We start from the raw sequence: 25,468 nt of genomic DNA, 5'->3' as shown, positions 1-25,468 counted from the left end.
GCACAATTAATGAGCGTAATCGGAATCGAAAAACTGGAATTTGGCGTCGAAGATCTGCCAACTTGCGAAAAGTTCATGCAGGACTTCGGCCTGCAGGCGGCGCAACAGCACTGGGGCGAAACCCAGCGTGAATTCACTACTCTGAGCGGGGCGCGCGTGGTGTTGCATCCATTGCAGAGCGAGGCATTACCGGCGGCATTTGAGGGCGGCTCGACGCTGCGTCGCATGACCTGGGGCGTTGGCAGCCCGGCCGAATTGGCGGCGTTGCAGCCCTTGTTGGCGCAGATGCCAGGCTTCCGTCAGGTAGGCGAAGAGCTGGAGTGTCTCGATCCGAACGGTATGACGGTGCGCTTTAGCGTTAGCCAGCAGCGTGAAGTCGATTTACCGGTGTCGCCGATCAACCAGTGGGGCGACGTGCGCCGCATCGATCAGCCAAGTCCGGTGTATGCGCAGGCGCAACCGATCAATATCGGCCACGTGGTGTTCTTCGTCGAAGATCTGGCCGCGACCGAGCGCTTCTACTGTGAAGTGCTGGGGTTCCAGGTATCGGACCGCTATATCGACCGCGCGGTATTCCTGCGTACTCAGGCTCGCGGCGGCCATCACAACCTGTTCCTGCTGAAATTACCTAATCGCCCACGGGGCCTGAATCACGTGGCCTTTACCGTACGCGACATCCACGAAGTGATCGGCGGTGGCATCGCCATGAACAAAGAGCACTGGAGCACCTTTATCGGCCCCGGTCGCCACCCAATCTCCTCGGCCTATTTCTGGTACGTCAACAGCCCGACCGGCGGGGCGTTTGAATACTACACCAACGACGATTACCTGACCGAAAACTGGCAGCCCCGCGAGCTGGAACACTCACTGGTGTCGTTCACCGAGTGGGCGGTGGAAGGGGGGATCGACCACGACACGCGCCGCCAGCATAAAAAGCCGGAGGCGTTATGAGCCAGCCACAACCGGCAGGCATCCTGATTATCGGCGGCGGTCAGGCCGGCGGTTGGGCGGCGAAAACGCTGCGTGACCGGGGCTACACCGGCAAGCTGACGGTGGTCAGTGACGAGCCCTATGACTTTTATGAACGTCCACCGCTTTCCAAGGCGGCGTTACTGGACGGCAATGCGCCGCTCAGCCGACTGTTCAGTGAGCAGGTAGTGGCCGGGCTGAACATCGACTGGTGTCGCCCGTTGCGTGCCGAAGCCATTGATGCACAGCAACAAATTGTCAGCCTTAGCGATGGCCGACAGTTGCAGTTTGATCAACTGTTGATCGCCACCGGTGGGCGACCGCGTTTGCCGGATGCTCGCTGGGCCAGTCACCCACGGGTGATGACGCTGCGCTCCTGGGATGATGCGACCCGACTGCGCCAGGCGCTGCAGGGTTGCCATAAGCTGGCCATCGTCGGTGGCGGCTGGATCGGCCTGGAAATTGCCGCCTCGGCACGGCGCATTGGCGCTGAGGTCCGGGTATTCGAGCGCCAGTCCGCACTGTGCATGCGCAGCGTCGGCGCGGACGTTTCCCAGGCATTGCTCGAACTTCATCAGCAGCAGGGCGTGACGGTGCATTGCGGCTGTGGTGACATTCAACTGGAAGATCGTGACGGCAGCGCCTGGATCGGCAGCGACATCAGCGATCCTCAGCCGTTTGATCTGGTGGTGGTGGGGATCGGCGTGGAGTTGAATCTGGAACTGGCGCACGGTGCCGGGCTGAAGGTGGACGCCGGTATCGTGGTTGACGGTCAGGGGCGTACCAGCCACCCGGCGATCTTCGCCGCCGGTGACGTCGCGCGCCATCCGACGCTGGGCCTTTGCCTGCAATCCTGGGCCTACGCGCAGAATCAGGCGATCAGCACTGCCTGCGCGATGCTGGATGCCTTCGCCTCTCCTTACGATGACGTGGCCTGGCTGTGGTCGGATCAATACGACGCCAATATCCAGATCCTCGGCGTACCGTCCGGCGGTGTGCATCACATAGTGCGGCGTACACCGCAGTCACAGGTGTTCTTTACGCTGAATGCCGATCGTCAGTTGGTGCAGATGGTGGCGTTTAACGACGCGCGCACCATCAAGCTGGGCAAACGCTGGCTGGCCAGCGGACGAGTGTTGGAACCGCAGCAGTTGGCGGACGCAGAGTTTTCTTTGATGGCGTTGAAATAACGCCCGTAACCTCGGGAGCGTTTCATGACTACGCAAGAGATTGACGCCCGTGCTGAACGGGTGGGGGACGCCGTTGCCGAAAATCCGCAGCAGCGGGTTCGCTGGTCGGTGCCTATCGCGCTGTTTGCCTGTGTGCTGCTGGCGTTTTTCGACAAGATCAGCATCGCGGCACTGTTTTCCGATAGTGAATTCCAGCAGGCGCTGGGCATCAGTTTTGACCCGGCGCGACTGGGCTTGCTGATGAGCGCGTTTTTGTTCTCGTACGGCATTTCTTCGATGTTGTTGAGCGGCATTGGCGACCGGCTGAACCCGGTAAAAGTCTTGATCGGCATGATGGTGGTGTGGGGCGTGTTGATGGTGCTGATGGGCCTGGCCCGTTCTTATCACACCATGATGACGTTGCGCATTTTACTCGGCATTGCCGAAGGCCCGCTGTTACCGATGGCCTACGCCATTATCCGCCAGGCCTTCCCGCAGCGGTTGCAGGCGCGTGCCACCATGCTGTGGCTGCTCGGTACCCCGCTGGGTGCGGCGCTCGGCTTCCCGGTCACGCTGTATATCCTCAACACCTTTGACTGGCAAACCACCTTCTTCTTTATGGCGTTCCTGACGTTGCCGGTGATGCTGTTGGTGTTGTTTGGCATGCGCCATCTGAACGTGTCGCGTCCGGCTGCCGTTGCCGTTTCACCTCCGGCAGTCGCCGAACGCAAGCGGCATCGCCATGAGCTGCTGCGCAACCCGAATTTCTGGATGATTTGCCTGTTTAACATCGCCTTCCTGACCTACCTGTGGGGCATGAACGGCTGGCTGCCCAGCTACCTGATCAAGGGTAAAGGCATTCACCTGGAACACGCCGGTTACCTGTCATCGCTGCCGTTTATCGCCATGCTGCTGGGCGAAGTGCTCGGGGCCTGGCTGTCGGACAAACTGGATCGCCGTGCGCTGGCCTGCTTTATCTCGCTGTGCGGCGCCGGGCTGGGGTTGGCCGTGGTGCTGCATATGCAGGGGACCTACAGCGTGATCGCTGCCATGGCCTTCAGCACCTTTATGTGGGGGGCCGGTGCGCCGAACGTATTTGCCCTGTTGGCGAAGGCCACCAGCAGCAAGGTCAGCGCCACCGCCGGCGGTATTTTTAACGGATTAGGTAATTTTGCCGGTGCACTGGCACCGGTGCTGATGGGGGCGCTGATCGCCGCCACCGGCAACATGGATAACGGCTTGCTGTTCCTGGTGGTGATGGCCTTTATCGGCTGCATCATTCTGCTGCCGTTGCTGAAGAAATATTGATATCCCATTGATTCACAGAGGAGTACCAACATGTCCCAGGTTGAGAAACAAGCTGCCGTCAAGCCGCAGGATCAGTCGATAGAGAATTGGGTGGAATCACGTATCGCCCGTTTTGAAGGCCGCAAATATGACTGGAATGCGTTGAAGTTCCAGGCCGATTACGACCCGAAATACCGCCGCGCGCAGATGCGTTACATCGGCACCGGGGCTACCGGGGTGGTTAATGACACCAACACCATTCCGGCGGGTAATTTCACCTTCTCCACCATGGTGCTGCCGTCGAAATGCGAAGGCCCGTTGCACCTGCACGACGATGTGGAAGAGGTGTTCTTTATGCTGAAGGGCAGCATCACGCTGATGATCCAGGACGGCACGGAGTACTACGAAACCAAGCTGAAAGAGCGCGATCTGATTTCGGTTCCGGCCGGGGTCTACCGTGGGTTGTTTAACCACGGTGAGGAAGAGGCGCTGATGTGCGTGATGCTCGGCACCGCCAAACCGGAAACGCCGACCTACCCGGCGGATCACCCCTTGTCCAAAGTGAAGCGCAACTGATGAACGGCCTGGTTCAACGTCAGCAGGCGCGCTGCGGGGGTTACACCCTGAGCTGGCGCGAAGCGGGGCACGGCCGCCCGGTGGTGTTGCTGCACGGCATCAGCTCCGGTTCGGCCTCGTGGATCAAGCAGTTTAACGATCGCGGGTTGGCCGACGGCCACCGCCTGCTGGCCTGGGATGCCCCGGGCTACGGCGGCAGCCTGCCGCTGACGGTGAGCCGGCCGGACGCCGCCGCTTATGCTGCTGCTCTGGCGGCGCTGGTGGCCGAATTGCAGCTGGAGCAACCGCTGATTGTCGGCCATTCGCTCGGCGCATTGATCGGCAGTGCCTATGCCGCCGCGCATCCTGATGGGTTATGTGGGCTGGTGCTGGCGGATCCGGCTCAGGGTTATGCCACTGCGTCGGAAGAAAAACGCCAGCAGGTTTATGGCCAGCGCAAACAGATGATTGAAAAGCTGGGGCCGCAGGGCTATGGCGAACAGCGGGCGGCTGCGCTGTTGCGTGATGGCGCGGATCCGCAGGATATCGCCTGGGTACGCAACGGTATGCAGCAGTTGGATCCAGAAGGTTTTCTCAGCGCGGCGTGGATGCTGGCCAATGACGATATCGGCCGCCATCTGGCGCAGTACCGTGGCCCGCTGCAGGTGTGGTGCGGTGACTGCGACCGGATCACGCCGCCTGAAGCGGCGGCAATACTGGCGCAACAGCAGGACGCGCCCCTGCGGCTGATTGAGCAGGCAGGGCACGCCAGCTATCTCGACGCGCCGGTGCAATTTAACCGTTATCTGCAGGATTTTACGGGAGCAATCCAATCATGAATTTTCAGCTTGAGCAACGGATCGCGGTAGTCACCGGCGGTTCGTCGGGCATCGGTTTTGAGACCCTGCGCCTGCTGTTGGCGGAGGGGACAAAGGTGGCCTTTTGCGGCCGCGACCCGGACAAACTGGCGGGAGCCGAAGCCAGCCTGCGTAATGAGTTTCCACAGGCGGAGATCCTGGCGCTGTGCTGCGACGTGCTTGACGAGGCACAGGTGACACAGTTTGCCGCTCAGGTGACGGCACACTTCGGCGGGGTGGATCTGTTGATCAATAACGCCGGTCAGGGGTTCGTCGCGCATTTTGAGCATACGCCACGTGCGGCCTGGCTGCATGAAGCGGAGCTGAAGCTGTTCGGCGTGATTAACCCGGTGCAGGCGTTTCTGCCGGCGCTGGAACGTTCGGATATCGCTTCAATTACCTGCGTGAACTCGCTGCTGGCCTTGCAGCCGGAAGAACACATGATCGCCACCTCGGCGGCACGCGCCGCACTGCTCAACATGACGCTGACATTGTCGAAAGAGCTGGTGGACAAAGGGATCCGTGTCAATTCGATCCTGCTGGGCATGGTGGAGTCCGGCCAGTGGCGACGCCGTTTCGACGAGCGCAGCGATAAGGATCAAAGCTGGGAGCAGTGGACGGCGGCGATTGCCGAACGTCGCGGCATCCCGATGAAACGCCTCGGTAAACCGCAGGAGCCGGCGCAGGCGCTGTTGTTCCTGGCTTCTCCCCTGGCGTCCTTTACTACCGGTGCGGCGCTCGACGTCTCCGGTGGCTTTAACCGCCATCTTTAACCGCAGGGGCTGAAAAGATGAAGAAGATCATGATGATTGGCTACGGCGCAATGGCCAGAGAAGTGCTTTCCCGCCTGCCGGATGGGGTGAGCGTGGGCTGGATCGTGGCGCGTGCGGCTCATCATGCGGCGATTGTCAGCGCCTTCGGTGGTCAGGTGCAGGCGTTAACCCATCCGGATCAGTGTGCTGAGCAGCCGGATCTGGTGCTGGAATGTGCCAGCCAGCAGGCGGTGGCGGAATTTGGTGAGGCGGTGGTGACGCGTGGCTGGCCGTTGGCGGTGATCTCCACCGGCGCGCTGGCGGATGCGGCACTGCAACAGCGGTTGCAGCAGGCCTGTCGGCAGCATCAGGGCCAGTTGATCATTTTGTCCGGTGCGGTGGCGGGGATGGATGGGCTGGCGTCGGCGCGCGAAGGCGGGCTGGACAGCGTCACCTATCAGGCCTGTAAAAGCCCGGCAAGCTGGCGCGGCAGCATGGCAGAGCAATTGATTGATCTCGATGCCGTGAACGAGGCGCAGGTATTTTTTGAAGGGTCGGCGCGCGAGGCGGCACGCTTGTTCCCGGCCAACGCCAACGTGGCGGCAACCATTGCGCTCAACGGTTTGGGGATGGACGCCACCCAGGTGCGATTGCTGGTCGATCCCGCCACCCGACGTAATACCCACCGGCTGCAGGTGTGCGGCAATTTCGGTGAATTTCAGATTGAGCTGAGCGGTAATCCGCTGGCAAGCAATCCCAAGACATCAACCCTGGCGGCGCTGAGCGCGGTACAAGCCTGCCGCCGTCTGATCGACGGTGGTTTTATTGCCTGAACGGCAGGAGCGAGCATGGAAAGGTTAAAGATTTTTGTGGCTGGGCGCTGGTGCGAAGGGCGCGGCGATGAGATGACCTCGGTGTTTCCGGCCGATGGCAGCGTCAATGCGCGGCTGCGTGCCGCCAGCGTTGAAGACGTCAATGATGCGGTAGCCGCGGCGGAACGCGCCTGGCGTGCGCCCGAGTGGCGTGGGCTGGTACCGCATCAGCGCGCCAGCATTCTGTACCGCGTCAGTAACCTGATTATGGCGCAGCAGGAAGAGCTGGCGCAGTTGCAGACCCGCGACAACGGCAAACCGCTGGCGGAAACCCGTGGGCTGGTGGCCAGTGCGGCGGCGACCGCCCGTTACTTTGCTGCCGCCTGCGAAGTGCTGGAGGGCGAACTGCCGACCCAGCGCAGCGCCGAGGTGATGACGCTGAGCCAGTATCAACCGCTGGGGGTGATCGCAGCGATTACGCCGTGGAACTCCCCGATTGCCAGCGAAATGCAAAAGGTGGCCCCGGCACTGGCGGCGGGCAACGCGGTGATCCTCAAACCGGCCGAAGCCACACCGCTGATGGCGCTCAAACTGGCGGAGCTGTTTGAACAGGCGGGGCTGCCTGCCGGGCTGCTCAGCGTGTTGCCGGGCAAAGGCTCGGTGATTGGTGAAGCGCTGGCTCGTCACCCGTTGGTTAAAAAGATTTCCTTTACCGGTGGCACCAATACCGGCCGCCATCTGGCACACATTGCCGCCGAGAAGCTGATCCCCACTTCGCTGGAACTGGGCGGCAAGTCGCCGACCATCGTGCTGGAGGACGCGGATTTGGAACAGGCGGCACGCGGTATCTGTTACGGCATTTTCAGCTCTGCCGGTCAGGCCTGCATCGCCGGTTCGCGGCTGTTTGTGCACCGTTCTCTGTACCAGCCGTTGCTGGCGCGCCTGAGTGAGCTGGCAGCCGGATTGCGGGTCGGTAATCCACTGACGCCGGGTGTGCATCTCGGTCCGCTGATTAACCAAAAGCATCGCCAAAGCGTGGCGGATTACGTGGCGCTGGCGCAGCAGGAAGGGGGGCGGGTAGTGATTGGCGGAGAAGCCCCGGCCGATCCGCTGCTGGCGCAGGGCAGCTATTACCTGCCGACGATAATCGAAGGGTTGAGCAACAGCGCCCGCGCCTGTCAGGAAGAGATTTTTGGCCCGGTGCTGGTGGTGCTGCCGTTTGACGATGAGCAGCAGTTGATTGAACAGGCGAATGACTCGGTATACGGGCTGGCGGCCGGTATCTGGAGCCGTGATTTCCCACGGGCCATGGCGCTGGCGGAGCAATTGGAAACCGGCACGGTGTGGATCAACACCTACAAAACATTTTCTATTTCTACGCCTTTCGGCGGTTTCAAAGAAAGCGGTCTGGGCCGCGAAAAGGGCCTGCACGGCATCAAAGCCTACATGCAGCAAAAAAGCCTGTACCTGGCGCTTAGCCATCAGGTGAATCGCTGGAGCGATTAGCTTTGGTCGACGGTGTGTACCCCTACAACGAACACAATAAGAAGGCAGATGATGAGCGATAAAATAACGGTTGGCGAGGCGATAGCCCGGACTCTGGAACAGTACGAAGTGTCGGCGATGTACGGCATCATTTCGATTCATAATCTGCCGATTGCCGATGCGGTGGGGCAACGTGGCAACATTCGCTTCGTGCCGGCGCGCGGTGAAGCGGGGGCGGTGACCATGGCCGATGCCCACGGCCGTTTCTCCGGTCTGGGCGTGGCCTTGACCAGTACCGGCGCAGGTGCCGGCAATGCGGTCGGCGCGATGATCGAAGCGCTGAACGCCAACACGCCGCTGCTGCACATTACCGGTCAGGTGGAAAAAGCCTATCTGGATGCCGACGCCGGGTTCATTCATGAAACCCGCGATCAATTGGGTTTCCTGCGCGCCTGCTCCAAACGCGCTTATCGGGTTAACTCTGCGGAACAGGCCGTGGCGGTGATCCAACGGGCCATTCTCGACGCGCAGACGGTGCCTTGCGGCCCGGTGGCGGTGGAGATCCCGATCGATATTCAAAGCAGCCTGGTCTCCAGCGCGGTGCTGAGCCAGCCGGTGGCCCCTGCGCCGCTGCCGCCGGCCAGTGACGACGCGGTTGAGCGGTTGTATCAGCGACTGAAACAGGCCAAACGCCCACTGCTGTGGTTGGGCGGCGGTGCGCTGGCCTGCGGCGATGCGGTGCGTAAACTGGCGGATGCCGGTGTGGCGGTGATCTCCAGCACCCACGGACGCGGCATTCTGCCGGATAGCCACCCGCGCAGCCTGCGTGCATTCCATAATTCACCGAGCATTGAGGCGATCCTGACGCAGTGCGATCTGACGCTGGTGGCCGGTTCGCGCCTGCGTAGCAATGAAACCCGTACCTGGACGCTGCCGTTGCCGCGCCCATTGGTGCAGATTGATATTGATCCGGCGGCGGCCAATCGCAACTATCTGGCCGACGAACAAATCAACGGTGACTGTGGCGCTTTGCTTAACGCACTGGCGGCACGACTGAGCTCAGGTGAGAAGGTCAGTACCGAGTGGGATGCCAAGATTGTCGCTGCGGTGCAGCAGGCGGAAAGTGCGCTGCGCCAGCAGTCGGGGGAATATGCCAAATTGAACGACGCCATTGCCGCCGCGCTGCCGCAGGATGGGCTGCTGGTGCGTGATATCACCGTCTCCGGCAGCGTCTGGGGCAGTCGTTTATTCCGGGCTATTTCTCCGCTATGCAACATTCACTCGCTGGCCGGGGCGATTGGCATGGGCTTGCCGATGGCCATCGGTACCGCGATCGCTAACCCGCAGCGCAAGGTGGTCGGGTTGGTGGGTGACGGCGGGCTGGCGTTAGGACTGGGCGAACTGGCGACCATGGCGCAGGAGCAGGCCAATATCACTTTGCTGATCATGAACGACGGTGGCTACGGCGTGATGCGCGGTATTCAGGATAAATACTTTGCCGGTCGTCAGTACTATAACGAACTGCACACTCCATCCTTTACGCTGGTGGCCGAAGCCATGGGGCTGAAAGCCTGGAAGGTCGACAGCGCAGCACAGTTCAGCGGCGTGTTGGCGGAGGCGATTAACTATCCGGGGCCGTCGGTGGTGGAGGTGGATATGAACAGCATCGGGCCGCTGACCTTCGCCGGGCCACCGCAAAAGTCTTTGTACTAAGCCGTGACAGGTTGAACGGCACCTTACTCAGTCGAGGTGTCGTTCAAAGGTAATCAATTTTTATTAAAAATCCCCAGGGCGTCGACTATCAGTGAAATGGATACTCGAAGCCCAATAATAGCAAGAACCAGCGTGACCAAGTCCACGTAGTTGGTCGCCGGTTGTAATATTTTTAATGATGATTTAACGCCAATAAAATAACAGCCTGGCATCCAGACAATGGAAATTAACGAGTATCTTGCTTTATTCATGAGCTGACGCCTTAATCGCCCCCATTGAGCGAGGGGGCATATACAGAGAAATATTACCAGCGGCATTGCCCATTTACGCTATTTGGGGAGCGGTTACCCGCTAGTGCATCTCTGTTATTATTGTTGTTATTTCTATATGGGCTTTTATCAGGGCAACCGAGACTTGCCGTCGCAGCCCCCGCAACGGCAAAGCCAATCATCGTCCATGGCCCACCAGCCATACCTGTTAGCGCGCCAGTGATGATGCCAACGCCAACATCATTTGCGCATGTTTTTGGGGCTCCGCCTCCGTTGCGGCCATTATTCCGACTTCTTCTTCCGCCATTATCGCTACGGTCACCGCCATTATTTCCACGACCGCCAGATATTTGATCGAGTAAAGATGTATCAATGATTTTCATAAATAACTCCATTCCATAGTGTTGTTTTATGTCCATAAGGAGGCTTAGTATTATATTGTTTTCAGAATACTTTCAATGCTGCATAGGTGAGTTTTCGTTAAAGATCACAAAAAATAAATGGTTATTATGTGTTGCTATAAGTTGTTCTGTTTATATAAGTCTATAAGTAGAGTTGAGTGGTTTTTTAATAATGGATTTAACAGGAATGCATTTTTTATTTTCTGAAAACGGCACCTTAATCAGTGAGAAACCCACTTTTGGGTGCCGTTGTTCGGTAGGGCAATGAGGGTTACTTGCCTGCCGCGATGCGGTCGCGAATGTGCTGCGCACGCGCTTCGGAGGCTGGGTGGTCGTCGAACATGCTGCTTTGACGACCGGCTTCCATTTTCGCCAGTTTTTCAAAGCTGGTGACCAGGCCGTTCGGATCGATGCCGCGTTGTTTCATCAGATCGAACGAGTAGTCATCGGCTTCACTTTCCTGCTTCTGGGAGAACTGGGCATTCACCAGTTTTTCGCCCATGTCCGCCAGTTGTGACTGCGACAGCGAACCTATGATGCCACCGGTTGAGGCCGCAGCGGTGCGTAACGCCACGGTGCCGTAGGCTACCTGCATGGCTTTACGCGTATGCCCCAGTGCCACGTGGCCCATTTCATGGCCCAGCACGCCTTCCACTTCATTGTCGGTCATCATGTCCATCAGCCCGCTGTAAACGCGGATACAGCCGTTAGCCATTGCCCAGGCATTCACGTCTTTAGTGACGTAAACCTTGTAGTTGGCCGGCGTGCCGTTGATATTATCCCCCAGTGCGGCAGAGATTTTGTTCAGGCGCTTGGCATAGGTACTGTCAGCCGGCGCGATTTGTGCCTTGCTGTCCATCTCTGCACAGGATTTATCACTCAGGGTTTTTACGTCGTCATTGCTTAATGTCGCCGCCTGAAACGCCTGTGCACCAGACTGCATCAGGGTATCGGTATTCAGGTTTTGACAGCCGCTTACCAAAGTGGCAATGCTTAATGCAATCAAAGAGGTACGAATTTTCATAAAGCCATCTTCCTGTGATAGTAACAAGGGGGGAGTGCCATTTTAAATTAGAGAAAACTTGCCGCCTGAGACTAGTGTACGCTGGCCATTGGGAAAATAGTGTTATTCCGAAAAAACGACCAATTGTGCTAATAAGTTGTGAACTCGCTCTCATTTGGCATTAGGGATTGCCGTTTTAATGCTGAGTCTGAGAAAATAGAAAACTTGACCGATTTTTTAATCCGACCTGGAGTAAAACATGTCCTCTCGTAAAGAGCTTGCCAACGCCATCCGCGCACTCAGCATGGACGCCGTACAAAAAGCAAATTCCGGCCACCCGGGTGCACCTATGGGCATGGCGGACATCGCCGAAGTCCTGTGGCGTGACTACATGAACCACAACCCGACCAACCCGCACTGGGCTGACCGTGACCGCTTCGTCCTTTCCAACGGCCACGGCTCCATGCTGATTTACAGCCTGTTGCACCTCACCGGTTACGACCTGCCGATGAGCGAGCTGGAAAACTTCCGCCAGCTGCACTCCAAAACTCCGGGTCACCCGGAATACGGCTACACCCCGGGCGTGGAAACCACCACCGGCCCACTGGGTCAGGGCATCGCCAACGCCGTCGGTTTCGCCATTGCCGAACGTACCCTGGGCGCGCAGTTCAACCGCCCTGGCCATGACGTGGTCGACCACCACACCTACGCCTTTATGGGCGACGGCTGCATGATGGAAGGCATCTCCCACGAAGTCTGTTCGCTGGCCGGTACCCTCAAGCTCGGCAAACTGACCGCCTTCTACGATGACAACGGCATCTCCATCGACGGCCACGTCGAAGGCTGGTTCACCGACGATACCGCCGAGCGCTTTGAAGCTTACGGCTGGCACGTGGTGCGTCACGTTGACGGTCACAACCCGGACGCCATCAAGGCCGCGATTGAAGAAGCCCGCAAGGTCACCGACAAGCCGTCGCTGCTGATGTGCAAAACCGTGATTGGTTTTGGTTCCCCGAACAAGGCCGGTACCCACGACGTGCACGGCGCGGCACTGGGCGCCGCCGAAGTGGCTGCCACCCGTGAAGCCCTGGGCTGGAAATACGCCGCCTTCGAAATCCCGCAGGACATCTATGCCCAGTGGGACGCCAAAGAAGCCGGTAAAGCCAAAGAAGCGGCCTGGAACGACAAGTTCGCCGCCTACGCCAAAGCCTTCCCGGAACTGGCTGCCGAGTTCAAACGCCGTGTGAACGGTGAGCTGCCGGCCAACTGGAAAGCTGAAGCCAAAGCCTTCGTTGAAAAACTGCAGGCCAACCCGGCCAACATCGCCAGCCGCAAGGCCTCGCAGAACGCGCTGGAAACCTTCGGCAAGGTGCTGCCGGAATTCCTCGGCGGCTCCGCTGACCTGGCACCGAGCAACCTGACCATGTGGTCCGGCTCCAAGCCACTCAACGAAGACCTGGCGGGTAACTACATTCACTACGGCGTGCGCGAGTTCGGCATGACCGCCATCACCAACGGCATCGCACTGCACGGCGGCTTCCTGCCGTACTCGGCGACCTTCCTGATGTTCGTGGAATACGCCCGTAATGCGGTGCGTATGGCGGCGCTGATGAAAATCCGCAACGTGTTCGTCTACACCCATGACTCCATCGGTCTGGGCGAAGACGGCCCGACGCACCAGCCGGTTGAGCAGATTGCCAGCCTGCGCGTGACCCCGAACATGAGCACCTGGCGTCCGTGTGACCAGGTGGAATCGGCGATTGCCTGGCAGTACGGCATCGAGCGCAACGACGGCCCGACCACGCTGATTTTCTCGCGTCAGAACCTGACCCAGCAGCCACGTACCGCAGAGCAACTGGCTAACGCCTACCGTGGCGGTTACGTGCTGAAGGATTGTGCCGGTACGCCGGACGTGATCCTGATTGCCACCGGTTCGGAAGTGGGCATCACCGTGGAAGCGGCAGACCAGCTGACCGCAGCGGGCACTAAGGTGCGCGTGGTCTCCATGCCGTCTACCGACGCGTTCGACAAGCAGGATGCGGCCTACCGTGAATCCGTGCTGCCGGCGGCGGTAAGCGCACGCGTGGCGGTGGAAGCGGGTATCGCGGACTACTGGTACAAGTATGTGGGCCTGAACGGCGCCATCGTGGGCATGACCAGCTTCGGCGAGTCAGCACCGGCGGAGCAGCTGTTCAAAGAGTTTGGTTTCACCGTGGAAAACGTGGTGGCCAAGGCGCAGGCACTGCTGAAATAAGCCGTAAGTAGGGGCGCCGCATGCTGCGCCCTGAACATGATGACGAAAACCCGGCAATGCCGCAATGCCGATCAGTTAAGGATCGGTTGACCGATCCTTAATCTGCGGCAATATAACGGCTTCCATTACAGGGAGCCGTTTTCTTATGCCACTTCTCGATGACCTGCTCAGTTTTAGCGACCAGCCTTTGTTACCGCCACCTTCTGCGCAGATTTTTGCTGAACATCTTCCTGTTGAATGGCTCCAGCATTGCCTTTCTCTGTCTACCCATGCCACCGTCAGACGCCGCCGCCTGCCCGGGGACATGGTGGTCTGGATGGTCGTTTGTATGGCCTTCTTTCGTAATGAGCCCATTACCGATATTGTCCGCCGCCTTAACCTCAGTGCCGATGGCGAAGCCGGCACGCAGCTTCTGGCACGCAGCGCCATTACACAGGCACGCCAGCGTGTCGGTGCTGCCCCTGTTGAATGGCTGTTTCGCCAGACAGCACGAACCTGGGGGACTGAACGCTATCCCAAAGATGACTGGAGAGGATTGCAGCTCTTTGCCGTCGACGGTGCACAACTGCGTACGCCCGATGAACCGGAACTTCGTGCGCATTTTGGTTCCAGTAACACCTCTACAGACCGACAGAGTCCTTTTCCGGTGATGCGTCTGGTGGCGTTGATGAACCTGAGCAGTCATGTTCTGCTGGATGCGGTCACCGGGCCTTACCGGTGTAGCGAGACCCGGTTGGCGCATGACCTGATTAAGGCGTTACCGGATAACTCCATCACCCTGTTTGATAAGCTATTTTTTAGTGCGGATTTACTAACAGGGGTGAACCATGGCGGCGAAAATCGCCACTGGCTACTGCCTGCCCGCAAAGGGATGGTCGCAGACGTGCAGGAAAGCTACGGAGCGGGCGACCGTCTGCTAAAAATGAAAGTCTCTGCGCAGGCTCGAAAGCAAAACCCGGCCCTTCCTGAGTCCTGGTATGCCCGGGCGGTCAGTTACGATATCGGCGGTGTGGAGAAAACCGTGCTGACTTCATTGCCTGCGGATCGTTATCCGGCCAAAGCGGTGGCGGAGCTTTATCATTCCCGATGGGAAATCGAAGTGGGTTTTCGCAATATCAAAAGCAGCCTGCAGAGTAATGCGATGGTGCTGAGAAGCCGCAAAGTGGAGTTGCTGCATCAGGAAGTGTGGGGGTTGCTGCTGGCTTACAACCTTATCAGGCGGGAAGCGGCGCTGACGGCAAAACAGTATAAAAGAGCGCCGTCGGAGATGAGTTTTAAATTTGCTTTTGGGGTAATAGCGACGGAACTGATAGTGCTGGGTAATACGGTATCCCCCGGAACGATACCGAAACGGCTGATGCACCTGAGGGGGAGTTTGGAGGCGATGTTCATAACAAAACGCCCCCGACCATCAAGGCCGAGGGCGGTTAAGATATCAAAAACCCGTTATCCGGTGAATCGTTATGCCTCACCACTTAAGTGAACGGCATTGCGGCAATGCCGGGTTTTTTATTGCCTAAAAATCGGCCAACCTCACAAAACCCGAAGATAAAAAATCAACGGCGTTGCTTAGGAACACTTATTAACTATATGTTAATTTTTAGTTTCTTAAATGTAACCAGGAGTTGATCATGTTGACAAGAATCGGCGCGTCGGTGGTGGCGATGGCGGTACTGGGTGCAGTGCCTGCTTACGCTGAATTTCCGGCCGGCTATCCAGCCGACTATCAGAAAATTGTGGACGGCGCGAAGAAAGAGGGCAAGGTGGTGGTGTACTCCACTACCGATACCAAGGCTGCCGGCCCGCTGATCCAGGGGTTCGAAGCGCAGTATCCGGGCGTGAAGGTCGAATACAACGACATGAACAGCACCGAGCTGTACAACCGGTATATCAGCGAACAGGCGGCGGGTGGCACCAGCGGCGATGTGGTATGGAGCTCGTCGATGGACACCGCGCTAAAGCTGGCGACCGACTATGCGCAGGAATACGCTTCGCCGGAGCAGGGTCAACTGCCCAAGTGGGCGGTATGGAAAGAGAAAGCCTACGGCACCACCTACGAGCCGGTAGTTTTCATCTATAACAAACGGCTGATCCCGCAGGGGGATGTGCCGGACTCGCACGCCGCGCTGGCCAAGCTGATCGCCAGCCAGACCGACAAATTCAAAAAGAAAGTCACCACCTATGACATTGAAAAGTCAGGGCTGGGTTTCATGCTGTCGGTGCAGGACTTCAAGGCCGATCCTAACTATTTCGCCACGTTGGCTGAGGTCGCCAAAGGGGGGCTGGCGGTGCAATCCTCCACCGGTACCATGATGGAAAGGGTGTCATCCGGTGAGAACCTGATTGGTTTCAACATCCTGGGCTCCTACGCCGAGGCCCGCGCCAAAACCGATCCTTCACTGGGTATCTCTTATCCGAAGGATTACACCCTGGTGCTGTCGCGCGTGTCCTTTATCAGCAAAGAAGCGGCCAACGCCAATGCGGCAAAACTGTGGCTTAACTATGTGCTGTCGGAAAAGGGCCAGAGCATTCTTGCCAACCAGGCCGACATTCCTTCGATTCGCAATGATATTGAAGGCAAAAACGACATTGAAGGCATGACCAAAATGCTTGGCAATGCGTTGAAACCGATCCCGGTAGATGAAAGCCTGCTGGAGTATCTGCAACCGGCCAAACGCCTGGATTACATCAAGCAGTGGCGTACCGCCGCAGCAAAATAACACAGGATACGGACGCGCGTCTGCCATTGTGGCGCGCGCCCTTTGGTCGTCGTCGTTTACAACCATCGGGATATATTATGGAAGCATGGCGCAGAAAGTGGCAGAGCCTGCCGCGCGGCTTGGTGGTGCTGATAACCGCGCTGGTTATCTATGTACCGTTGTCGTTTATCGTGATTCAAAGTTTCCTCTCCGCTCCCTTTTTTTCCCCCTCCAAGGTCTTCAGCCTTGAGGCGTTCCAGTTTATTTTCACCGATCCGGACTTTTACAAGGCGCTGAAAAGCGGGTTTATTCTGGCTTTCGGCCTGGTGGTGATCGCCATTCCGCTGGGGGGGATTCTGGCCTTTTTGATGGTCAGAACCGATTTGCCGGGCCGGCGTTTTATTGAGCCGCTGATCCTGGTGCCGATCTTTGTCTCGCCGATGGTTCTGGGCTTTGGCTACGTGGTGGCCGCCGGGCCGGTCGGCTTCTTTTCGCTGTGGGCGGAAGCGCTGTTCGGCTTTGTGCCGTGGAATATCTACTCGATGGCGAGCATCGTGGTGATCGCCGGGTTGACGCACGTACCGCACGCCTATCTTTATATTTCCTCGGCCTTGCGCAGCGTCGGTTCTGACGTGGAAGAGGCTGCACGAACGGCGGGGGCTTCGCCTTTGCAGGTGATGACCGCGGTCAGTTTGCCGATGGTGCGACCGTCGATTTTGTACGCCGGGGTACTGCTGTTTTTCCTCGGGCTGGAAGTGTTTGGCCTGATGTTGGTGCTGGGCGATCCGGAAGGCAACCTGGTGCTGGCGACCTACCTGTATCAACTGACCAATAAGCTGGGCACGCCGTCTTACCATCTGATGGCGGCGGTGGCGGTGGTGCTGATTTGCATCACCATACCGCTGGTGATGTTACAGCGCCGTCTGATGCGCACCGCTAACCGCTTCGTCACCGTCAAGGGCAAGGCGTCGCAGGCGCGGGCGCTGCCGCTGGGTAAATGGCGTTGGGTTGCCGGTGCAGTAGTGGTGTTCTGGCTGACGGTGACCATCGGCGTACCGCTGGTAGGGGTAGTGCTGCGCGCCTTTATCTCCAACTGGGGCGTGGGCGTTTCAATCTGGGACGAGCTGTCGCTTAATACCTTCCGCACCATTTGGCAGCAGCCGAACCTGCTGCGGGCGATCGTCAACTCGATGGCGATTGGGGTGTTCGGCGGCGCGCTGGCGGTGGTTTGCTACCTGTTTATCGGCATTGCCATGCACCGCAAACCCGACGGTGCCACCCGATTCCTCGATTACAGCGTGCTGGTGCCGCGTGCGGTGCCCGGCCTGCTGGCGGGGCTGGCGTTCCTGTGGGTGTTCCTGTTCCTGCCGATGTGGCTGGATAAGTCTTTGAAAGAGGGCTGGTTGTCGGCGTTGCCGGTGGCCGAATGGCTGCGGGAGCACCTGATCGTCTGGTTGCGGTCTTTGCGCAGCACCATCTTCAGCGTCTGGCTGGCTTACACCGTGGTGTGGATGGCTTATGGCCTGCGGCTGATCTCTTCGACGCTGCTGCAGGTGGGCCCGGAGCTGGAAGAGGCGGCGCGCAGCGCTGGCGCGACCCGGGGACAGATCACCCGTCACGTCACCATTCCGCTATCGCGTTACGGCCTGATTGGCTCGTGGCTGCTGATGTTCCTGATTTTCGAACGTGAGTATTCCACCGGGGTGTATCTGTTGTCTCCGGGTACCGAAACCATAGGCTCGATGCTGGTTTCCCTGTGGGCGGCGGGCGCCATTGATATCGTTGCCGCGCTCTCGTTTATTAACATCCTGCTGGTGGTGTTGGGACTGGGTATCGCCCTGCGCTTTGGAGTGAAATTACATGATTGAACTTTCGGTAGAAAACCTGCATTTGACCTACGGCGACAACCCGGTGTTGAAGGGAGTCTCGATGGACTTAAAGCGCGGCGAGGTGGTTTCGCTGTTGGGGCCGTCGGGCAGCGGTAAAACCACGCTGCTGCGTGCGGTCGCCGGGCTGGAGAAACCGACCCAGGGGCGCATTATCATCGGCAGCAATACCGTTTACGACGGCAGCGCGCGCAGCGAAATCCCGGCGGAAGAGCGCAATCTGGGGCTGGTGTTTCAGTCTTACGCGCTGTGGCCGCATAAAACCGTGTTTGAAAACGTTGCCTACCCGCTGAAATTACGCAAGGTCGCCTCGGCGGAAATCAACCAGCGGGTGCAGGGCGTGCTGGACCAGCTTGGGCTGGGGCATTTGGGCAAGCGTCATCCGCATCAGTTGTCCGGTGGCCAGCAGCAACGCGTGGCGATTGGCCGGGCGCTGGTGTACAACCCGCCGGTGATCCTGCTGGATGAGCCCTTGTCGAACCTCGACGCCAAACTGCGTGAAGAGGCGCGGGTGTTCCTGCGTGAGCTGATTATCAAGCTGGGGCTTTCGGCACTGATGGTGACTCACGATCAGAACGAGGCGATGGCGATCTCCGATCGCATCCTGTTGCTCAACAACGGAAAAATCGAACAACAGGGCACGCCGCAGGAAATGTACGGTTCGCCGTCGACCCTGTTTACCGCCGAGTTTATGGGCAGCAATAACCGTCTGCACGGCAAGATCAGCGAGGTGAGTGAGGGCAAGGCGCGCATCGAAGGCAAAGACTGGACGCTGTGGGGCATGGCGGGTGCAGGAGTAAAAGTCGGCGAAGAAGCTACGGCGGTGATCCGTGTAGAGCGCGTGCGCCTGGGGGATGATCCGCAGGGCAATCAGCTTGAGTTGCCGCTGCTGACCAGCATGTATCTCGGCGACCGTTGGGAATACCTGTTCCGTACCGTTGCCGAAGATTTTGTGGTACGCGCTTATGGCACTGAAGTGCGTGGTCAAACCCTGTGTCGGCTTTCCCTGCCGGCCGAGCACCTGTGGATTTTTCCTAAAATTTAAGGCTGCGAGCCTGGTTATTGTCAAAATATCTGGCGCACGACCAAGGATTGGCTATGAAAAAGTGTGCGCCAGATCATCTTATTCTCGCAAAGTGTCGTTCCGTTGTCAGGCAGGCTGCCGCACCTGTTCCTTTTGCTAAAACTTTGGTTTATGCTCGGCTGAAGCGTTTCAGTTGTGACGGTGTTCAACAGAAACGGCGGAGTGAGACCGGAGAAACAGCGCCGGACCGAAGGAATAATGTGATGTGCCGATTCACAGCAGGTGGTGCGCTAAAGTACTCTATGCGGGTTAGCTTGGTAACCAGTCAGCGCCCTCTTGAACACGGTGAGTATGCCCGGTGAGAGAAGGCCCTTTTTCAGGAGCAGCATGACAATCCGCATAGCGATAAACGGCTTTGGCCGCATAGGCCGCAGCGTTTTACGCGCACTGTATGAATCGGGACGAAGAGCGGAAATTTCCGTGGTGGCGATCAACGAATTGGCGAATGCCGAGGGGATGGCCCACCTGCTGAAATATGACTCCAGCCATGGCCGCTTTGCCTGGGATGTCCGCCAGGAATGCGACATGCTAACCGTCGGGGACGATACCATTCGTTTGTTGCATCAGCCGGCGGTGGAACAGCTTCCCTGGGGCGAGCTGGGCGTCGACGTGGTGCTGGATTGCAGCGGTGTGTACGGCAGCCGGGCGGATGGCGAAGCCCATCTGGCGGCGGGGGCGAAAAAAGTGTTGTTCGCCCACCCTGGCGGTAACGATCTGGATGCTACTATTGTGTTTGGGGTCAACCATCAGACGCTACTGGCAGAACACCGCATTGTTTCCAATGCGTCATGCACCACCAACTGCATTATTCCGGTGATCAAGCTGCTGGACGATGCCTACAGCATCGAATCGGGCACCCTGACCACCATTCACTCTTCGATGAACGATCAGCCGGTGATAGACGCCTATCATCAGGATTTGCGGCGTACCCGCGCGGCGAGCCAGTCGATTATTCCGGTCGACACCAAGCTGGCCGCGGGCATTACCCGCATTTTTCCGCAGTTTTGCGATCGTTTCGAAGCGATTTCGGTGCGCGTGCCAACCATCAACGTGACGGCCATCGATCTCAGCGTCAGCGTTAGCTCGGCGGTGAAGGTGGCAGAGGTCAACCAGCTGTTGCAAATGGCCGCACGGGGATCATTTCGTGGTATAGTTGACTATACGGAACTACCATTAGTCTCGATCGATTTTAACCATGACCCGCATAGCGCTATCGTCGACGGTACGCAGACCCGGGTCAGCGGTCAGCACCTGATCAAGACCTTGGTCTGGTGTGATAATGAATGGGGCTTTGCCAACCGGATGTTGGATACAACACGGGCAATGGCCGCTAGCGGTTTCTAGTACGGCGGCATTGGCATGACCGATGCGCCGCCCAGGCAACTTTATAGTTTATAGAGAATCAACCAAGAGGGTTCACCATGTCTGTAATTAACATGTCCGATCTGGATCTGGCCGGTAAACGCGTTCTGATCCGCTCCGATCTGAACGTTCCAGTGAAAGACGGTAAAGTGACTTCCGATGCACGTATCCGTGCCTCCCTGCCGACTATTGAAGCTGCGCTGAAACAAGGCGCCCGCGTGATGGTAACTTCCCACCTGGGTCGTCCTACCGAAGGCGAGTACAACGAAGAATTCTCCCTGCTGCCTGTTGTCAACTATCTGAAAGACCACCTGAAAGCTCCGGTTCGTCTGGCTAAAGACTACCTGGAAGGTGTTGACGTTGCAGAAGGTGAACTGGTCGTGCTGGAAAACGTCCGTTTCAACAAGGGCGAGAAAAAAGACGACGAAACCCTGTCCAGGAAATATGCGGCGCTGTGTGACGTGTACGTGATGGACGCCTTCGGTACTGCACACCGTGCGCAGGCATCCACTCATGGCGTGGGCAAGTTTGCTCCTGTCGCCTGTGCGGGCCCGCTGCTGTCAGCAGAACTGGAAGCCCTGGGCAAAGCGCTGAAAAGCCCGGCTCGTCCGATGGTTGCTGTGGTGGGCGGTTCTAAGGTTTCTACCAAATTCGATGTGCTGAACTCGCTGGTGAAAATCGCCGATACGGTGATCGTGGGCGGCGGTATCGCCAACACCTTCGTGGCTATCGATAACAACGTTGGTAAATCCCTGTACGAACCTGACTTCGTCGATGCAGCGAGAAAACTGCGTGACGAGTTTAAAATTCCGGTTCCTACCGATTCTCGCGTAGGCACGGAGTTCTCTGAAACTGCCCCTGCTACCTTGAAAAAAGTCAGCGAAGTGAAAGATGATGAAGAGATCATGGACTTCGGTGACGAAACCGCGCTGGCTATGGCCAAGTTGCTGAAAGAAGCCAAAACCATTCTGTGGAATGGCCCGGTTGGCGTATTCGAGTTCCCTAACTTCCGCCGGGGCACCGAAATTGTCGCACGCGCTATCGCAGAGAGTGATGCATTCTCTATCGCTGGTGGTGGTGATACGCTAGCGGCTATCGATCTGTTCGGTATTGAAGATAAAATCTCTTATATCTCTACCGGCGGCGGTGCTTTCCTGGAATTTGTGGAAGGTAAAGCGTTACCGGCAGTAGTCATGCTGGAAGAGCGCGCCAAGCAGTAATTCAGACAGCGGGAGGCGAAAGTCGCCCGTTTATTTTATACCGCGCGGCTTAGGCGGCGCGGCATGAAAAAATCGATTTACATCCATCTACGGCCGACGAAACAGGACAAAGTAACATGTCTAAAATTTTTGATTTCGTAAAACCGGGTGTCATCACTGGTGATGACGTTCAGAAAGTATTCGCAGTAGCTAAAGAGAACAACTTTGCTCTGCCAGCAGTGAACTGTGTAGGTACCGACTCTATCAACGCCGTGCTGGAAACAGCCGCGAAGGTACGTGCTCCGGTTATCGTTCAGTTCTCTAACGGCGGTGCCGCGTTTATCGCCGGCAAAGGCGTGAAGACTGACGTTCCACAGGGTGCAGCAATTCTGGGCGCTATCTCCGGTGCACACCATGTTCACCAGATGGCTGAGCATTACGGCGTGCCGGTTATTCTGCACACCGACCACTGTGCGAAGAAACTGCTGCCATGGCTGGACGGCCTGTTGGACGCTGGCGAGAAGTATTTCGCGACTACCGGCAAACCACTGTTCTCTTCCCACATGATCGACCTGTCTGAAGAGTCTCTGGAAGAAAACATCGAGATTTGCAGCAAATACCTGACTCGCATGGCGAAAATCGGTATGACCCTGGAAATCGAACTGGGCTGCACCGGCGGTGAAGAAGATGGCGTGGACAACAGCCATATGGACGCATCCTCCCTGTACACTCAGCCAGAAGATGTGGCCTACGCTTACGAAAAACTGAATGCGATCAGCCCACGCTTCACTATCGCGGCGTCCTTCGGTAACGTGCACGGCGTTTACAAGCCAGGCAACGTGAAACTGACCCCGACTATTCTGCGTGATTCTCAGGACTATGTTTCCAAGAAATATAACCTGCCGCACAACAGCCTGAACTTCGTGTTCCACGGCGGTTCTGGTTCTAGCGATGCAGAGATCAAAGAGTCCGTAGGTTACGGCGTGATCAAAATGAACATCGATACCGATACCCAATGGGCAACCTGGGACGGCATCCTGCAGTACTACAAAAAGAACGAAGGCTATCTGCAAGGCCAACTGGGTAACCCAGAAGGTGCTGACAAGCCGAACAAGAAATACTACGACCCACGCGTATGGTTGCGTTCAGCCCAGACTTCGATGATTACTCGTCTGGAACAGGCTTTCAAAGATCTGAACGCAGTAGACGTTCTGTAATCTCGGTTAGCTGCTGATATCAAGGCTCCCCTCGGGGAGCCTTTTTCGTTTCTAGCTCAGCAGGCTGGCGCCGACGTTAATCGACAGCCCCAGGATCACCAGGTTGAAGACAAAGGAAATCACCGATTGCAGCAGGGCGATTTTGCGCACTTCGGCCGCGCCGACCGCCACGTCGGCGGTTTGCGACGCCACGGCAATGGTGAACGAGAAATAGGCGAAGTCCCAATAGGTCGGTTCTTTGAGATCGCCGGGAAACAGCAGCGGCAGCGGATCTCGCTGTGCGTCCTGTCGGTAAAATTGATGAGCATAGTGCATGGTGAATGCGGTGGGCAGCAGTAGCCAGGACACCACCAGCGTGGCACCGGTCAGCACCAGATGCAGCGTTTTCAGCGAGTCGCTGACCTGCTTGGCGGTACTCAGCTCGAACAGAATCGACAGAATGCTCACCAGACAGCCGATGCTGACCAGCGCCAGCACCATGCTGGCACTTTCATCCTGCCTGCGGGCGAGCTGGCGGATGTGCTTCGGCGTACTGATCAGCATCAGCCGCCAGAGAGACAACAGATAAATCCAGGCCAACATGTTCCAGCCGAGCATCAATCGTTGCAATTCATTGAGCCGGTGCGGCAGCAGCAGATAACACAGGATACCCGCAGCGACGGAAAGCAGCAGCCTGGGGCGGACCTGCCAATAGTGTTTAATCGATGAGGAAATGTGCATAACGAGCGAAGTTCCTTATCCAGATAAAGGTGATAGCGCTGTGTTCAGCATAGAGGAAGTTCGGCTATTTTTACCGCTTACGGTTGGCATGCTGCGGAAATGTTAGTTAACCTAGGGCAGTGGTTTCCGACTGACGCCCTATGTCAGTCTTTTTTTGCGAGTTTATCCCCTTAGGGAAAAGTTAGGACGACACGAATGAAAGATCTGAACGTAGTAGACGGCATCAACGGTGCCGGTAACTGGCTGGTGCAGAACCAGGATTTATTGATTCAGTATGCGGTGAACATCGTCGCGGCGATCGTTATTTTCATCATTGGTTCGATCATTGCCCGTATAGTCAGCAATGCGGTAAACCGGGTGATGAAGCTGCGCGGCATCGATGCCACGGTAGCGGATTTCCTGTCGGCCATGGCGCGTTACGGCATTCTGGCCTTCACCTTTATCGCTGTGCTGGGGCGCGTTGGCGTACAGACCACCTCGGTGATCGCCGTGCTGGGTGCCGCCGGTTTGGCCGTCGGTTTGGCGCTGCAGGGCTCGCTGTCCAACTTCGCCGCAGGCGTATTGCTGGTGGCCTTCCGTCCACTGCGTGCCGGTGAGTATGTCGATCTGGGCGGCGTAGCCGGTACCGTGGATCAGGTGCAGATTTTTTCCACCACGCTGCGCACCGCAGACAACAAAACCATCGTGGTACCGAACGGTAAAATCATCGCCGGTAACATCATCAACTATTCCCGTGAGCCGAACCGTCGTGTGGATATCGTGGTTGGCGTGGCTTATAACGCCGATATCGATGTGGTGAAAAAGGTACTGGGCGATGTGATCGCCGCCGACAAGCGCATCATGCACGCCAAAGGCGTGACCGTGCGTCTGAACGAGATGGCGCCTTCTTCACTGAACTTCGTGACCCGCTCCTGGACCACCAATGCCGAGTACTGGAACGTGTACTTCGATCTGATGGAGAACTTCAAGCGCGCGCTGGATGCCAACAACATCGGTATTCCGTTCCCGCAGATGGACGTTCATCTGTATCGCAACGATGCGACCACCGCGAAAGCGGAATAACGAACAGGGGCCCAGGCCCCTTTTTTATTTCTAACTGAATACCACGTCCTATGGACGTGGTTATCGACTTTTTGGCTCTGCCAGTAATGCTACTCATGGGAAAATCCGAATCCGTTATCCCCATAACTGATAAGGATTTAACCATGAGTAGGTTCGAAAAAGCATCGCATGTGCTCTGGCATTGTCAATACCATATAGTTTGGACGCCCAAGTGCCGATTTCGAATACTGAAAAACAATGTAGGGAAAGAGGTTTACAGGCAAATAAGAATATTAAGTGAACAACTCCATGTAGAAATAGTGGAGTTAAATGTTCAGTTAGATCATGTTCATTTACTGATAAAGATCCCGCCGAAACTGTCAGTATCAGAAGTGATGGGCCACCTTAAAGGCCGAACAGCTATCCGTTTGTTTAATAAATTCCCCTACTTGAGGAAGCACAAGTTGTGGGGAAATCACTTTTGGGCGAAGGGCTACTGTGTGGACACCGTAGGTGTAAACGCAGAGATGATCCGCAAGTACGTAAAGTACCAAGAGAAACACGAGCAAGAAGAAAACCAGCTGAGTTTACATGGAATGTGAAGTGAGGACCCTTAGGGTTCGAGCTTAGTACGCCCCTATGGGGCGCCCAAGCAATGCCGCCTTCTACGAAGGCGGATTTTTACTGCCGGCCGAGACGACATCACTGAGATGGGTCTCGGCTTTTTTATTGGG

22 protein-coding genes are annotated in these 25,468 nt (G+C 57.3%); 19 read left to right on the top strand and 3 right to left on the bottom strand.

The features are described from left to right. The first annotated feature begins 9 nt into the window (after positions 1 to 9). The 9 genes from QOT07_RS20830 to QOT07_RS20790 are packed head-to-tail and all read left to right on the top strand — an operon-like array spanning position 10 to position 9,599. The gene (locus QOT07_RS20830) at positions 10 to 951 is read left to right on the top strand and encodes a VOC family protein (protein WP_099065290.1); all 942 of its coding nucleotides are present in this window, start codon (positions 10 to 12) and stop codon (positions 949 to 951) included. Continuing rightward, positions 948 to 2,159 carry an NAD(P)/FAD-dependent oxidoreductase gene (locus QOT07_RS20825; RefSeq protein WP_283603848.1) on the top strand — a complete coding sequence of 404 codons (1,212 nt, stop codon included), beginning with the start codon at positions 948 to 950 and terminating at the stop codon, positions 2,157 to 2,159. The genes QOT07_RS20830 and QOT07_RS20825 overlap by 4 nt, the downstream gene beginning before the upstream one ends. 24 nt (positions 2,160 to 2,183) lie before the next feature. Beyond that, complete coding sequence (locus QOT07_RS20820; RefSeq protein WP_283603847.1) at positions 2,184 to 3,446, top strand: MFS transporter; 1,263 nt, start codon at positions 2,184 to 2,186, stop codon at positions 3,444 to 3,446. Positions 3,447 to 3,476: 30 nt separating this feature from the next. Next, positions 3,477 to 4,001 carry a cupin domain-containing protein gene (locus QOT07_RS20815; protein ID WP_085119009.1) on the top strand — a complete coding sequence of 175 codons (525 nt, stop codon included), beginning with the start codon at positions 3,477 to 3,479 and terminating at the stop codon, positions 3,999 to 4,001. Next, entirely contained in the window at positions 4,001 to 4,819 is an 819-nt protein-coding gene (locus QOT07_RS20810) for an alpha/beta fold hydrolase (RefSeq protein ID WP_099065256.1), read from the top strand. The genes QOT07_RS20815 and QOT07_RS20810 overlap by 1 nt, the downstream gene beginning before the upstream one ends. After that, on the top strand, positions 4,816 to 5,610 hold the full coding sequence (locus tag QOT07_RS20805) for an SDR family oxidoreductase (RefSeq protein WP_207977581.1): 795 nt from the start codon (positions 4,816 to 4,818) through the stop codon (positions 5,608 to 5,610). The genes QOT07_RS20810 and QOT07_RS20805 overlap by 4 nt, the downstream gene beginning before the upstream one ends. Before the next feature lie 17 nt (positions 5,611 to 5,627). Further along, a complete protein-coding gene (locus QOT07_RS20800) occupies positions 5,628 to 6,422 on the top strand; it encodes an aspartate dehydrogenase (RefSeq protein WP_261416286.1) in 795 nt (264 codons plus the stop codon). Positions 6,423 to 6,437: 15 nt separating this feature from the next. Next, a complete protein-coding gene (locus QOT07_RS20795; RefSeq protein WP_085119003.1) occupies positions 6,438 to 7,907 on the top strand; it encodes an aldehyde dehydrogenase in 1,470 nt (489 codons plus the stop codon). A 51-nt stretch (positions 7,908 to 7,958) separates the two neighbouring features. Then, a complete protein-coding gene (locus tag QOT07_RS20790) occupies positions 7,959 to 9,599 on the top strand; it encodes a thiamine pyrophosphate-binding protein (RefSeq protein WP_261428028.1) in 1,641 nt (546 codons plus the stop codon). A 304-nt stretch (positions 9,600 to 9,903) separates the two neighbouring features. On the opposite strand, the gene QOT07_RS20785 is transcribed toward QOT07_RS20790, so the two are convergent. Continuing rightward, positions 9,904 to 10,251: a hypothetical protein gene (locus QOT07_RS20785; protein ID WP_099065250.1), complete on the bottom strand. Its 348-nt coding sequence runs from the start codon at positions 10,249 to 10,251 to the stop codon at positions 9,904 to 9,906. Positions 10,252 to 10,540: 289 nt separating this feature from the next. Then, positions 10,541 to 11,293 carry a metalloprotease LoiP gene (loiP, locus tag QOT07_RS20780; RefSeq protein WP_099065249.1) on the bottom strand — a complete coding sequence of 251 codons (753 nt, stop codon included), beginning with the start codon at positions 11,291 to 11,293 and terminating at the stop codon, positions 10,541 to 10,543. 238 nt (positions 11,294 to 11,531) lie between these two features. Between loiP and tkt the strand changes: the two genes are divergently transcribed. The 8 genes from tkt to fbaA all read left to right on the top strand — a co-directional run bounded on the left by tkt (position 11,532) and on the right by fbaA (position 22,973). Then, positions 11,532 to 13,526, top strand: a complete 1,995-nt coding sequence (gene tkt, locus QOT07_RS20775) for a transketolase (protein WP_283603846.1) — start codon at positions 11,532 to 11,534, stop codon at positions 13,524 to 13,526. A gap of 145 nt (positions 13,527 to 13,671) precedes the next feature. Next, positions 13,672 to 15,009, top strand: a complete 1,338-nt coding sequence (locus QOT07_RS20770) for an IS4 family transposase (protein WP_219017319.1) — start codon at positions 13,672 to 13,674, stop codon at positions 15,007 to 15,009. 148 nt (positions 15,010 to 15,157) lie between these two features. After that, the gene (locus QOT07_RS20765; protein WP_261428360.1) at positions 15,158 to 16,246 is read left to right on the top strand and encodes an ABC transporter substrate-binding protein; all 1,089 of its coding nucleotides are present in this window, start codon (positions 15,158 to 15,160) and stop codon (positions 16,244 to 16,246) included. A gap of 77 nt (positions 16,247 to 16,323) precedes the next feature. After that, the gene (locus QOT07_RS20760) at positions 16,324 to 18,093 is read left to right on the top strand and encodes an ABC transporter permease (RefSeq protein WP_085118997.1); all 1,770 of its coding nucleotides are present in this window, start codon (positions 16,324 to 16,326) and stop codon (positions 18,091 to 18,093) included. Then, a complete protein-coding gene (locus QOT07_RS20755; protein ID WP_207979472.1) occupies positions 18,086 to 19,156 on the top strand; it encodes an ABC transporter ATP-binding protein in 1,071 nt (356 codons plus the stop codon). The genes QOT07_RS20760 and QOT07_RS20755 overlap by 8 nt, the downstream gene beginning before the upstream one ends. Before the next feature lie 366 nt (positions 19,157 to 19,522). Continuing rightward, entirely contained in the window at positions 19,523 to 20,539 is a 1,017-nt protein-coding gene (gene epd / locus QOT07_RS20750) for an erythrose-4-phosphate dehydrogenase (RefSeq protein ID WP_017893895.1), read from the top strand. 77 nt (positions 20,540 to 20,616) lie between these two features. After that, positions 20,617 to 21,777 (top strand): phosphoglycerate kinase, encoded by a 1,161-nt coding sequence (pgk, locus tag QOT07_RS20745; protein WP_099065299.1) that lies wholly within the window; start codon positions 20,617 to 20,619, stop codon positions 21,775 to 21,777. 116 nt (positions 21,778 to 21,893) lie between these two features. Next, complete coding sequence (gene fbaA / locus QOT07_RS20740) at positions 21,894 to 22,973, top strand: class II fructose-bisphosphate aldolase (RefSeq protein WP_099065300.1); 1,080 nt, start codon at positions 21,894 to 21,896, stop codon at positions 22,971 to 22,973. A gap of 51 nt (positions 22,974 to 23,024) precedes the next feature. Here fbaA and QOT07_RS20735 read toward each other — a convergent pair whose 3' ends face one another. After that, positions 23,025 to 23,693, bottom strand: coding sequence for a DUF1345 domain-containing protein (locus QOT07_RS20735; protein WP_207979471.1), 669 nt, complete (start codon positions 23,691 to 23,693; stop codon positions 23,025 to 23,027). Between the two features lie 195 nt (positions 23,694 to 23,888). On the opposite strand from QOT07_RS20735, the gene mscS reads away from it, so the two are divergent. Both mscS and tnpA read left to right on the top strand, forming a co-directional pair. Then, on the top strand, positions 23,889 to 24,755 hold the full coding sequence (gene mscS / locus QOT07_RS20730; RefSeq protein ID WP_085118980.1) for a small-conductance mechanosensitive channel MscS: 867 nt from the start codon (positions 23,889 to 23,891) through the stop codon (positions 24,753 to 24,755). 143 nt (positions 24,756 to 24,898) lie between these two features. Continuing rightward, positions 24,899 to 25,336 carry an IS200/IS605 family transposase gene (gene tnpA, locus QOT07_RS20725; RefSeq protein WP_283602402.1) on the top strand — a complete coding sequence of 146 codons (438 nt, stop codon included), beginning with the start codon at positions 24,899 to 24,901 and terminating at the stop codon, positions 25,334 to 25,336. Positions 25,337 to 25,468: the final 132 nt, after the last annotated feature.

Source organism: Serratia proteamaculans, from assembly GCF_949794035.1.
Lineage (GTDB): Bacteria > Pseudomonadota > Gammaproteobacteria > Enterobacterales > Enterobacteriaceae > Serratia > Serratia proteamaculans.
The sequence above is the reverse complement of the archived record's forward strand: the minus strand, read 5'-3'. Positions and strand labels throughout refer to the sequence as shown.